Below are 11,999 nucleotides of genomic sequence, written 5' to 3'. Positions count from 1 at the left end.
CGCAGGGACGGCTCGGCGAGGTGACCGACGATCGAGATCACCGCGGTCCTCCAGCGGCAGGCTTCATGGTCGGCCTCTGCGCACTGCGTCGGCGTCCTCGCGGCGGAGCATCGTGATCAGCTTGTGGAGGTCGCGCGGGCTCAGCCCAGCGAACGGGGTTGTCCAGGACGGTTCCGACGCCGTGATGACACCACCCATTGGCGAGGTCATCCCAGCTGTGATCAGTCGATGCTTCAGGACCCGACCGCGGCCCTCAAGACGCGGACGCCGGCAGAGGCCCACTCCCGAGGGCGCCGGCCAGCGCATCGCTCCGGGATCGAGTGAGGTTGAGTGCCCACAACACCGCCGATTCCTTCGGATCCGGCTCGGTGTGCCGATGGCTGCCACCGCTCAGGGGGGAGTCGGCGCCACCGTGGCACCTGGCTGCGGGCCGTCGGTTCCGAAGGATGTGGTCAGCCGTGTTCCGGGCGGAGTCCTCGGGTGCTCCGATGGCGGTGAGAGCGGCGTTCACCCGGGCCGGCGCTTCCGGCGGCAGTTCGTCGTCGGCGAGCAGTGGCAGCAGGAGCAGGAGTCGGGCCGCAGTGTCGTGCACGCCGGGAGCGGTCGGGTCCGGCGTCCCGGCGATGCATGCGATGTCGCGCCAGGACAGGCCCGGGCCGTACCAGTCGCCGTCGTAGCTGGACAGGGCCTCCGCGCGAGGCCAGTTCGGTCGGGTCAGCAGGTAGTCGATCCCGAAGTCGCCGATGAGTTTCCGGTGGACGACGACGGTGCTGTGGCCGCCCTGGAACGGCACACGGAACGCCGGCCACGCCCGGTCGTCCAGGAGCACCTCGGACAGTGCGTCCGTGTCCGCACCGTCGTCACCGAACCACTCGGGCACTGGCCGGGCTTCACCCGAGCTGAACCGGCACATGGCCAGCAGGTGATTCGACCAGAACCCGGCGCGCTCGGCAGCCGCTCACCCGCGACCAGCGGCCCGTACTCGTATCCCTTGATCAGCGGGCCAGTAGCGCACGACCGGGCCGCGGGCGATCGGTCGCCCGCCGGGTGTGCGGGCGGGCAGGTGGAGGTCCAGCCGGTAGACGGGGAACTCGGCGGTGAAGGTGATGAGCGGGGCGGACGCGAGGTCCGCCGGGCAGACGCTCTCCCGTCCCGCCGGCGGGTGGGTGGAGGGCACGAGCAGCGCCCTGGGTTCTTCGAACAGCACCGGCCCCTGCGTCAGGTCCGGTTCCCGGACCGGGAACTCGCTGATCTGCAGGTCCACCTCGCCCGTTCGCAGCGGTCCGTAGGGGCCGTTGAACTGGATCTCGCGGATCTCGACCTCGCAGTCGGGACGGCGGTCGGTGAAGACGTCCCGGGCACGCACGCAGCCCGCAGCAGCGCTTCGGCCTCGGCCTCGTCGAGTCCCGGGACCTCGACGACCGGGTGACCCTGCTGCGCCACCGGCCCGTCCGCGAGGCCGCCGTGGCACCGGACGGTCTCTGACGGTCCGCCGACGGCAGGGCTGCTCCGCCGCACGGTGGGCGCTGCCCCCGACTCACCCGCACCGACTCACCCGCACCGACTCACCCGTGGCGGACGGCCTCCCGGTGCGCCTCGGTCGCGACGGCGACCCGGACGGCGGCGTCCGCCCAGCCGCGGACGGCGGCCTCCAGGGCGCCGCTGCGCAGCGCGTGGGCGAGGGCGCGCAGCAGTTCGGCAGTGGTGGCCAGGCCGCCGCGGCCCAGCCGGTCGGCGGTGCGCTCCAGACGGGAGAGGGCGGGACCGTGCGGGTGGCGCAGTCCGCGGTGGGCGGTGTCGGCGAGCGCGGCGAGGGCCTCGGCGAGGCGGGCGGCGACCGGGTCGGCCGCCGGTGCTGCGGCGGGGGCGAGGGTGCCGGAGCCGCCGCCGGGCGCCAGGTCGGGGACGACCACGGCGGTGCCCGCGAGCAGTGCCACGGGCTCCAGCACGGTACGGCCGGCGACGCGTCCGACGGTGGCGCTGACGTGGGTGACGGTGCCGGAGGCGAGGGCCGCGGCGAGCGCGTCGAGGGCGCCGGGACAGGCCGGGTCGTAGGTGGCGGCGAGGGTGGCCGGGTTGCCGGCGGCGTCCCGGACGGTGGCCTCCAGGCGCTGCTCGGCCGCGTCGTAGCGGACGTCCTCGACGGCGGAGAGCTCCACCACGTGCACGGACTCGGCGGCGATCCTTGCCCGGATCAGCCGCGGAGGTCGGCCCTCCAGACTGCGCAGTCGGGCGTCCAGGTCGGTGAGCAGCAGCGGGGCGGGCAGGTCGGTCCACGCGGTGCCGACCGGGGAGACGGTGGTGGCGGCGATCCGCCCGCGGCCGAGGCCCAGCTCGCGGGCGGCGCTGCGGACCGCGCTCTCGCTGACCACGTTCCCGGTGGCGAGAGCGGCCAGGCGGTGGCCGGCGACCCGGCGGGCGCCCAGCGCGTGCCCCGTGGGCGTGGTGCCGTCCGCGGGCAGGTCCCAGCTGCGGCGCAGCACCAGGACCGTCCCGGCGGCCGGGTGGGCGAGGTAGACCTCGGCGGAGCGGGCCGTCGCGGTGCCGTGCACCCGGCAGCCCAGTGCGGTGAGACGGACCCGGCGCAGCGGCGTCTCGGCGGTCTCCCGAACGCCCAGCACCTCGGACGGCGAAGCCCCGGGATGTGCGGTGGCGCGGTGGCGGGCGTGCAGTTCGGCCAGGAGCAGGGCCGTCTCCTCGGGCCGGTGGTCGGCGGCCCGGGCCGCGTACGCGTCGAGCTGGCCGATCAGGTCGGCGAGCACGCCGGCCGGCCAGTGCAGGGACCGGGCGGCGAGCTCGTCACGGACCCGGTGGAAGGCGGCGGCGAGGACCGGCCCGGCGTGCACGGCGCCGTCGAGCAGCAGCTCGCGGGTGAGGCCGAGCGCGGTGTCCAGGGCGGAGCGCTGCGCGGCGTCCAGGACCGGCGGGGTGTCCGGGGCGGGTTCGGAGCGGCCGCCGAGGGTGACGGTCGGTCGGCCGTCGGCGGCGCGGAAGGCCCAGACCGCGAGGGCGATCATCTCGCCGCGGCGGTCCTGCGCGGCGTCGGTGACCGCGAAGCCCAGCTCGCCGGGGACGGGGAAGCGGACCGTGCAGGCGGCGAGTTCGGCGACCGGCTGCGGGGCGTCCGGGCGCGCGTGGTGCAGCCGGGCGGTGTAGCCGCGTTCCAGGGTGCGGCGGGCGACGGCCACGGCGCGGGCACCGACGGCGGCCGTCAGGGCCTCGTCGTCGAGCGCGCCGGGGGACCAGGCAGGGGTTCCGGGCTCCTGGGAACTCTCGGGGGCGCCGGGCCCGGGAGAGCTGTCGGGGGCGCCCGGCCCCGGGGAGCTGTCGGGGCCGCCGGCGGCGGTGCGTTGGTGGGCGAGGACCAGGGCGATCCGGTGGCGGCACACGCCGGGTGCGCCGCAGCTGCAGCTGCCGCCGTCCAGCCCGGTGCCGGGCGGCAGGGCGACGGTGCTGCCGTCGGGGCAGGTGCCGCGCAGCGTGCCGTCGGGGTCGAGCGCGGGCACCGGCCCGTCCCCGGCGTCGACCTCCCGGGCGGCGCGCTTGACCAGGCCGCGGTTGGCGAGGGCGGTCAGCGTCTCCGCGTCCAGGGCCAGCAGGTCGGGGCGGGTCCCGGCGCTCACCGGCCGAGCCTCTCGGCGACGAACTCGGCCAGCATCCCCGGTGTCATCGCCCCGACGTGCGCGCCGGCGTCGGCGAGCAGCCCGGCGAGCTCGCGGTCGTACGCCGGGGCCGCCTCCTCGTCCAGCGCGGCCAGGCCCAGCACCGTGGCGCCCTGCCCGGTCAGGGAGCGGACGGTGCGCAGCAGCCGGTACCGGTCGCCGCCCTCGTAGAAGTCGCTGATCACCGCGAGGATCGTGCGCCGCGGGTTCTCCACCAGGCCGGCCGCGTAGTCGACCGCGCGGGCGATGTCGGTGCCACCGCCGAGCTGGACCCGCATCAGCAGCTCCACCGGGTCGGTCACGTCGGAGGTGAGGTCCACGACCTGGGTGTCGAAGGCGACCAGATGGGTCTTCAGCCCCGGCAGGTTCCACAGGCAGGCCGCGGTCACCGCGGAGTGGATCACCGAACCCACCATCGATCCCGACTGGTCGACCAGCAGGATCAACTGCCACTGCTCCAGGTGCCGGCGGGTGCGGGAGTGGAAGTGCGGGCGCTCGATCAGGATCCGCCGCTCGGCGGGACGGTAACGCCCGAGGTTGGCCCGCACGGTCCGGCGGAAGTCGAAGTCGCGGGCCAGCGGGCGCCGGCTGGGGCGCGCCGACCGGGCACCGGTGAACGCCTGGCGCAGCTCCGGGGTGAGCCGCTCCATCAGCTGCCGTACCACCGCGGCCACGATCCGGCGGGCCTGGCCGAGCAGTTGATCGTTCATCAGGTGCTTGGTGCGGAGCACCGCGCGCAGCAGGGCGGGGCTCGGCTCGACCCGCTCCAGCACCGTCGGATCGGTGACGATCTCGTCGATGCCGTACTGCTCGACCGCGTCGCGCTCCAGCCGCTCGATTGTCTCGCGGGGGAAGAGGCGGTGGATGTCGTCCAGCCAGTCGACCGCGGTCACCCGGGACGGCTCCAGTCCGGCGCTGCGGACACCGCGGCGGTCGAGGTCCTGGTCGCGGCCGTAGAGCCACTCCAGGGCGGCGTCGCGGGCGGCGCCGTCGGCGCTCGGGCGGCCGGTCCACGGTTCGGCGGGGGAGCCGAGGACCAGGCGCCAGCGCTCCAGGGCCGGGTCCGGGGCAAGCTCGGCCATCGGATCGGCGGCCGGCCCGGCGGCCGACTCGGCGGTCGGGTCGGGCGGGGTCACCGGGCGCTCCGCAGGCCGTGGCGGTCGAGCAGGGCGGTCACGTTCTCCTCCAGGGCGCGGGCGGCGGCCAGGTGCAGGGGGTCGGCGGTGGTGCGGAGCAGACCGCGCCCGGAGCCGCGCAGACCGCGGCGCTCGATCAGCCGACGGGCGATCCGCTCGCGCTCGCGCGGCGGGAACCAGGCGAACGCCTGGCGCAGGGCCGGCAGGGCGATCAGGAACTCGGCGTCGGTGAGCTCGGCGAGGACGGAGTCCAGGACGGCCAGCAGCGAGCCGTTGCCGGAATCGGCGGTGACCTCCTCGCGGGCGAGGGCGAACAGGCCGCCCAGCCAGTCGCCGAGCGAGCGCGGGTCGCCTGCGGCGTTCAGGGCGGCGGTGGGGAGGTCGAGAGGGCTCGGGGCGCCGGCGGCCCGGGGGCCGGCCGGAGTGCGCGGGTCGCCTGCGGCGTTGAGGGCGGCGGTCGTCGGTGTGGCCGTGGTGGCGAGGGTGAGGTGGAGGCCGTGGGCGGCGCCGCGGAGGTCGGCGGGGGCGTGGGGGTCGCGGGTGATGCGGAGCGCGAGCGCGGCGGTGTCGGCCGGGGTGGCGGTGAGCTGCTCGGGGGCGTGGCGGAGCGCGTCACGGACGGCGGCCAGGGCGGTGAGCCGGGCCGGGTCGGCGCCGGAGCGGCCGTGGGTGCCCTCGACCAGCCACAGGATGCGGCTGACGGCGCCTTCCAGGACGGCCGCGAGCAGCGGGCTGCGGGCGGTGCCGTACACGCGGTCGTGCCGCCACAGGCCGAGTGCGGTGGCGAGCACGGCGCCGAGCGCGCCCGGGTCCGGGTGGCGGGCGACGGTGGCGGTGAGCGTGGTCAGCAGCCGGTCCGTGAGGGCGGTGGCGCCGCACAGGACGGTGTCGAACAGCAGGGCGGCGAGTCCGGCGTCGGCGGATCCGGTGGTGCGGGCGCGTTCGGCGAGGACGGTCGCGGCGGCCTCGCCGAGGGTGGCGCCGTACGCGCCGGCCTCGATCAGGGCGGCGTCCCGGCCGGCCTCCGGTCCGGCCTCCCAGTGTTCGGTGGTGACCGGGTCGGCACCGTGGGCCGGTCCGGCGGTGCGGTGGCGGCCGGGCACGCCGAGGACGCGCAGCCGGTGCAACGTCCGGCTCGCCGTCAGGCCGTCCTCGGTGGTGAGGTCGCAGGTCAGCGGGCGGGTGCCGGTGGCGCCGATCGCGGCGAGCCGGGCGGCGGCGTCGTGGACCAGCGGCGGGGCGGGCGTGTCGGGGTGCAGCCGTCCGGTGCGGGTGCCGCTGCCGGCCGCGACCATCTCCACCACCACGGGGTGGCTGCCCGGCGCCAGCGGGGCGCGCTCCGACCAGGGCAGCGGCTGGGTCAGGTCGTCCTTGACCAGTGCGCCGACCAGTCCGTCGAGCACGTCGGTGCGGGACGGCACGGGGTGGCCGCGCAGCGCGGTGAGGCCGCCGGTGAGCGCGGCGGCGGCGACCAGGTCGGCCGTGGAGACCGGGTGGCGGCGCCGGCGCAGCCGGGTGACGACGGACCGCCGCAGGTGGTCGGCGGCGGCCTCCGGTCCGTCCTCCCACAGCCGCTGGTAGTAGGCCGGCGAGGGCATGCCGGACTGGTACCCGGCGAACGCGTCGAGCTGCCGGAACGAGTACGGCACCAGGAAGCTGCCGCAGACGGCGCCGGGCGGCGGCGCGGGCAGCGCGGGCCGGCCGGGCACCCCGGCGGGCCGTGCGGCGAGGGTGCGCAGAGCGGGTGTGTGGAAGCCGCCGGTGACGACCAGCACGGTCGCCGTCCCCGCCTCGGCGAGGACGGCGCGGACCCAGTCCGCCATGTACGCCTCGCGGGCCCGGTCGCCCTCGTCCGCCTCGGCGTCGCCGCGGACCAGGTCGAAGTAGGCGTCCAGGCGCTCGGCCAGCCCCTCCGGCGGGGCCACCTCGAACAGGCCGTCCCACAGCGCGTCCACCGACCCGGTGCCGAAGTGCTCGCACAGCCGGGCGGTGGCCTCGGCGTACCGGGCCTCCGCGTCGGCGTACCGGTTGGCCCGCAGTGCGAACGCCGGGTGCCAGGACGGCAGGTCGACGAACAGCACCTCCGCGCCGGCCGCCCGGCCCTCCTGCAGCGCCACCCACTCGGGCGAGTGGTCGCACAGCGGCGCCCAGGTGGTGGCGGTGCGTTCGGCGTCGCGGTAGTGGCCGAACACGGCGATCGGCAGGTCGTGGCCGAGGGCCAGCTCGTCCAGCCGGCCGTTGAGGTCGGCCGGGCCCTCGACCAGCACGTACGCGGGCCGCAGCCGGCGGACGGTGTCCGCCACCAGGCGCGCGCAGGCGGGCGAGTGGTGGCGGACGCCGAGGAAGACCGCGGGCATCAGCCGGCCAGCAGGTGGCGGGCGTCGTGCACGGCCTGCCAGTGCGGGCCGCGCCGCCGCGGCACCCGCTGCTCCAGGTAGCGGCGCAGCCGGGCCAGGTCCTCCGGGCTGTCCTTGGCGGCGGTGCCGGCCAGGCTGGAGACCAGGTCGGCCGCGTTGCCGGGTTCGCCGCGCAGGTACCAGCCACGCAGCCCGACCGCGTGGGCGACCGACACCGCCTCGGCGGTGCTCATCACCGCGGACGGGCGGTCGCCGCCCTCGGCGGCGCGCAGCTCCCGGAAGGCGGTGACCAGGACCTCCAGCAGGTCCCGGTCGGGTGCCGCGGCCACCCCCGAGCGGCGCAGCAGGTGCCCGGACTCGGCCTCGACCAGGGCGAGTTCGGTGTCCAGGTCGGGGATCGGGAAGACCGTCTCGAAGTTGAACCGGCGCTTGAGCGCCGAACTCATCTCGTTCACGCCGCGGTCGCGGGTGTTGGCGGTGGCGATCACGTTGAAGCCCTGCTTGGCGAAGACCATGCCCTCCGGCCCGTCCAGCTCCGGGACGGTGACCACCCGCTCGGACAGCAGGGACAGCAGGGAGTCCTGCACCTCCAGCGGGCAGCGGGTGATCTCCTCGAACCGGACGATCCGGCCCTCGGCCATGCCGCGCAGCATCGGCGCGGGCACCAGCGAGCGGGTGGACGGCCCTTCGGAGACCAGCAGGGCGTAGTTCCACGAGTACTTGATCTGGTCCTCGGTGGTCGCCGCGCCGCCCTGCACGGTCAGCCGGGAGGTGCCGCTGACCGCCGCCGCGATCAGCTCCGACAGCAGCGACTTGGCGGTGCCCGGCTCGCCGACCAGCAGCAGGCCGCGGTTGGTGGCCAGCGTCACCAGGGCGCGCTCGACCAGCGCCGGATCGCCGACGAACTTGCGGGCGATGCCCGCCGCCGCGTCGCCGACGACGAACCGCAGGGCCGCGCGCAGGCTCAGTTCCCAGCCCGGCGGGCGGTGGTCGCGGTCCTCGGCGCGCAGCGCCGCCAGCTCCTCGGCGTACCGGACCTCGGCGGGCGGCCGCTGGAGCTGCTCCTCGGCGGTGGTGGTCATGGCGGCCTTCCCGGGGTGGTCCGTGCGGCTGTCGGTGCAGGTGTCGGCGGGGGTGCAGCTCTCGGTGGCGGCGGGCGGGTTCACGGCGCGGTCAGCTCGGTCAGGTCGGCGATCACCTCGGAGGCGGTCACCGCGTCGAGCTCGGCGAAGGTCGGGAACGTCCGGTCGCGGGACCAGTAGTCGCCCGGGCGGATGTCGAGCCACACGGTCTCGACCCGCTGCTCCGGATACACGTCGTGCATGCCGACCGCGATGCCGTGCTCCGGGGCGAGCACCACGTAGCGGTCGGGGCCCACCCGGCGGGACAACCAGCGCTCCACACCCGCGTCCTGCGGCGCGCCGCGCTGCCAGCCGCGCCGCTCCATGCCGACCAGCCGGGCGGTCGGCAGCACCGGACCGTTCTCGAAGCGGGCCAGCCGGTGACCGGCGCGCTCCTCGTCGCTCAGCGCGTACACCTGTCGGCCGAGCTGACGGAACGGCTGCAGGATCTCGTAGTCGGCGAACAGCTCCGACCAGGCGCCGAGGTCGTCGCCGAGCAGCAGCGGATGGGCCAGCCGGACGGTCGCCCCCGACGGCAGCGCGAACACCTCGTCCCGGACGTCCGCCAGCGTGCGGTCCTCGGCGACCCGGAACGCCGTCGTGACGCCGTCCGCCTCGGCCAGCCACACCAGCCGGCGCACCAGGTGCCACAGCAGCGGATGTCCGACGAACAGCTGGTCGAACTCCTCCGCCGTCCACGACCGCCGGGTGACCATCGCGTCCTCCAGCCGGCGGATCTGGTCCCCCGCCACCGTGCGGACGTCCTTCTTCAACGCGGCGAACCGCTTGCGCTCGGCCGGCGCCAACTCGGCGTCGTCCCGCGCCCCCGGCACCGGCAGGTCCTTGCGGCGGGCGCCGTCCGCGTCCAGCACGTACGGCTTGAGCTGCTCGTCGAAGCCGACGGTGAACGTGCGGGTGCCGTAGTCGACGACGGTGGTGCCGTCGGCGTCCAGCCCGAAGTCCGGCACCAGGCGGTCGGAAAGCTGCTCCCCGGACAGGCCGAGCCCGGCCGCCACCTCGGCGATCTTCTCCTGCGCCCGGGCCTTGAGCGCCTTGAACTTCACCCGCTGCGCGATGCCGTGCAGGTGCAGCAGGGCGACGTCGCTGCCGATCGCGGCCAGTACCTCCAGACCGTCCACCGCCCGGTGGTGCGCCCCCTCGCCCGGCCACGCCCGGAGCACCGGCGTCAGCCGGCGGACCGTCCCGTCGTCGCCGAGCCGGCCGAGCACGTGCAGCGCCCACCCGTCCTGCGACGGCATGCCGGCCAGCCGCCACTGCTCGAACACCGCCCAGGCGAAGGCCGTCAACGACTCCGGCTCGCACACCTCCGCCACCTGCTCCAGGCCCGGGTAGAACGCCCCCGGCTTGGACAGCGCCAGCACGGTGAGCACGTGCCGCACCGCCTCGGGCGGCAGCGCGCCCCCGCCGCCGCGCACCAGCAGCTGCGGCAGCATCATCGGCTCCGCCCAGTCGCCGGGCCGGGGCAGCTTCGCCGGCAGCGCGTTCACCAGCGGGTCGGCGGACAGCAGCACGTCCACCACCTCCGCCGCGTCCGGACCGTACTCACCGGCGACCGCGCACACCGCCGGGGCGCCGTGCGCGGCAGTGATCAGCCGCAGGGCGTGCTCGGCGCTGCGCCGGGCCGCGCCGACCTTGCCGACCGCGGCGGGCACCAGCAGCCGCGCGGCGTCCAGCCCGTGCCGGCCGAACCAGGCACGGGCGGTGTCCCCGGCCGACTTGAGGCGCACCAGCCAGTCCGCCATGGTCGCGGCCACCCGGCCGTCCAGGTACGGCAGCAGCAGCGACGCGTGGGCGGCCGGGTTGTGCTGCGCGGCGGCCAGCACCGGCTCCAGCGCGTCCGTCCCGAAGCGGGCGGCGACCCGGCGCAGCGCGCCGACGGCGTCCCAGATGTGATCGCCACCGCGCCACCCCGCGATCAGCGGACGGCCCAGCTCCTCGTCGCCGTACGCGAACAGCCCCAGCTCCTCGTGCCGGTTGGAGTGGTGCCGGGGGTCGCCGGGCCGCTCGGCCACGGCCCGCATCGTGTCGGCGATCCGCTGCCAGTCGCCGTCCGACCAGCGCGCGTACCAGGACTCGGAGATCGCCCAGGCGTCCTGCTCGCCCGGCAGCCAGCGCAGCTGCGGCCCGTCAGGCCTGTTCGGCGCAGTGAGGCCGGTCAGTACGCGCGGCTTGGCGGTGGAGCGCGGCCTGGTCCACGGCGGGCTGGTGAACAGCTCGGGCAGCGAGGCGACCGGGACGTCCGGTACCCGGTCGGCCACCTCGGTGAGCGGCTGCACGACGGCGGCCTGCTCCGGCGTCAGCTCCGGCAGCAGTTCCAGCGCGATCGCACGGTGGGCGGAGACGTGTGCGGCGAGGAGCCGGCCGGCGAGCTGCCGGGCGGCCGGATCGGCGGACGTCGCCGCGGCCTCGGAGAGCAGCCGGACGGCCCGGCGCGGGTAGCGGCGGACCGACGCCACCAGGGCCCCGCGGGCCGCCTTGTCGTCGCCCTGATGGGTCAGCAGGCCGCGGAAGGCGTCGTCGGACGGCAGCTCGGCGAGCGCGGCCAGCAACTGCTTGCGCCGGTCGCTGTAGAGGTAGTCGTGGGCCAGGGCGTGCAGCAGCAGCGGCGCGGCGCCACTGCCGAGCCCCTCCGCGACGGTGGCGATGACCTCCGCCGACCAGCCGTCCCAGCCGAGGCCCGGCAGGCGGTCCAGCTCCTCGAGCGGCTCGGCCGAGGAGAGCGAGCAGAGCAGCATCGACCACGCGGTCGTGTCGAGCCCCCCGGACGCGCGGACGCACTCCTCGGCCCAGGCCGTCTCGGACGGCACCAGGTACACCGCCGCCACCAGGCGCGGCAGCTCCCGCCGGCAGCCGGCCAGGGCCTCGACCACGGCGGCGTGGGTCTCCTCGTCGCAGACCGCCAGCAGGGCGCGGACGCGGTCCAGGGCCGGGCGGTGCGCCACCGACGCCCGGTGCCGGTGCTCGGCCGCCTTGACCCGCGGATTGAACCGGCGCGAGTTGGACGAGTCCGAGGTCACCGAGACCTCCAGCAGCTCGACCACCGCCCGGGCCGCGAACGGCAGGCCGTGCTCCACCACCCAGCCGTCCACCGCCCGGCGGTAGCCCTCCGGGGAGTCGGCGACCAGCGCCGCCACCACCGCGGCACCGCGCGCGTCGGTGACGCCGCCCAGGTGCGTGCGGGCGGCCGCGACCAGGTCGGCATCGCTGTGCGAGGAGGCGAGCGCCTGCTCCACCCACTCCGCCCGCTCCGCGATCAGGGCGCTGAGCTTCGCCGGTGCGTTCCGCGTCGGCGCGGTCGTCGCACGGGCGACGCCGCCGCGGCGGGGGACCAGGATCCGCCGCCAGGCGTCCGGCAGGACGAAGGTGTCCTCGTCGAGCGGGGCGTCCGCGGTGCCCGGGAGGTCCGCGGTCGCGGGTGAGTCCGGGGGGTTCGGGGCGCCGGCGGGGGAGTCCGGGGCCTCCGGGGCGACGGGCGCCGCACCGGCGGTGGCCTCGCGGTAGCCCTTGCGCTCCTTCTCGGCGACCGTCTTGGCGAAGTGCGCCTGCGCCGCCTCCGCGGTCGGGAACTCCTTGCTCTGCTCCCGCCCGTCGGTGCCGGACCGGCCGTAGCGCACGGTCACCACAACACCGTCGACCGCGGCCTCCCAGAACTTGTCCGAGCCACCCTCGACGAACTCCCAGCGCCGCACAGCTCCGCCCTCT

7 protein-coding genes and 1 pseudogene are annotated in these 11,999 nt (G+C 76.3%); all 8 read right to left on the bottom strand.

Annotation, left to right across the window (positions count from 1 at the left end):
* Positions 1–66 precede the first annotated feature (66 nt).
* Positions 67–198 (bottom strand): annotated as a pseudogene (locus AB0442_RS08415) (IS5/IS1182 family transposase); the annotation flags it as partial.
* Positions 199–253: 55 nt separating this feature from the next.
* Positions 254–880, bottom strand: a complete 627-nt coding sequence (locus AB0442_RS08410) for a hypothetical protein (RefSeq protein ID WP_366161584.1) — start codon at positions 878–880, stop codon at positions 254–256.
* A 78-nt stretch (positions 881–958) separates the two neighbouring features.
* On the bottom strand, positions 959–1,366 hold the full coding sequence (locus AB0442_RS08405) for a LysR family transcriptional regulator substrate-binding protein (RefSeq protein ID WP_366161583.1): 408 nt from the start codon (positions 1,364–1,366) through the stop codon (positions 959–961).
* A 199-nt stretch (positions 1,367–1,565) separates the two neighbouring features.
* Positions 1,566–3,623, bottom strand: a complete 2,058-nt coding sequence (locus AB0442_RS08400) for a hypothetical protein (protein ID WP_366161582.1) — start codon at positions 3,621–3,623, stop codon at positions 1,566–1,568.
* Positions 3,620–4,798: a VWA domain-containing protein gene (locus tag AB0442_RS08395; protein WP_366161580.1), complete on the bottom strand. Its 1,179-nt coding sequence runs from the start codon at positions 4,796–4,798 to the stop codon at positions 3,620–3,622. Before AB0442_RS08395 ends, AB0442_RS08400 begins: the two co-directional genes overlap by 4 nt.
* Positions 4,795–7,155 carry a DUF5682 family protein gene (locus AB0442_RS08390; protein ID WP_366161579.1) on the bottom strand — a complete coding sequence of 787 codons (2,361 nt, stop codon included), beginning with the start codon at positions 7,153–7,155 and terminating at the stop codon, positions 4,795–4,797. The genes AB0442_RS08395 and AB0442_RS08390 overlap by 4 nt, the downstream gene beginning before the upstream one ends.
* Complete coding sequence (locus tag AB0442_RS08385) at positions 7,155–8,237, bottom strand: AAA family ATPase (protein WP_366161662.1); 1,083 nt, start codon at positions 8,235–8,237, stop codon at positions 7,155–7,157. The genes AB0442_RS08390 and AB0442_RS08385 overlap by 1 nt, the downstream gene beginning before the upstream one ends.
* Positions 8,238–8,317: 80 nt before the next feature.
* A complete protein-coding gene (locus tag AB0442_RS08380; RefSeq protein WP_366161578.1) occupies positions 8,318–11,986 on the bottom strand; it encodes a DUF4132 domain-containing protein in 3,669 nt (1,222 codons plus the stop codon).
* Positions 11,987–11,999 lie beyond the last annotated feature (13 nt).

The organism is Kitasatospora sp. NPDC085895 (genome assembly GCF_040702125.1).
In the GTDB taxonomy this organism is placed as follows: domain Bacteria; phylum Actinomycetota; class Actinomycetes; order Streptomycetales; family Streptomycetaceae; genus Kitasatospora; species Kitasatospora arboriphila.
Note: the sequence above shows the minus strand (reverse complement) of the source record. Positions and strands in the feature narration are given on the sequence as shown.

Bases quoted from the DNA above. Each gene is read 5' to 3' on its own strand.
- AB0442_RS08385 (WP_366161662.1), bottom strand. From the start codon at position 8,237: ATGACCACCACCGCCGAGGAGCAGCTCCAGCGGCCGCCCGCCGAGGTC.
- AB0442_RS08390 (WP_366161579.1), bottom strand. From the start codon at position 7,155: ATGCCCGCGGTCTTCCTCGGCGTCCGCCACCACTCGCCCGCCTGCGCG.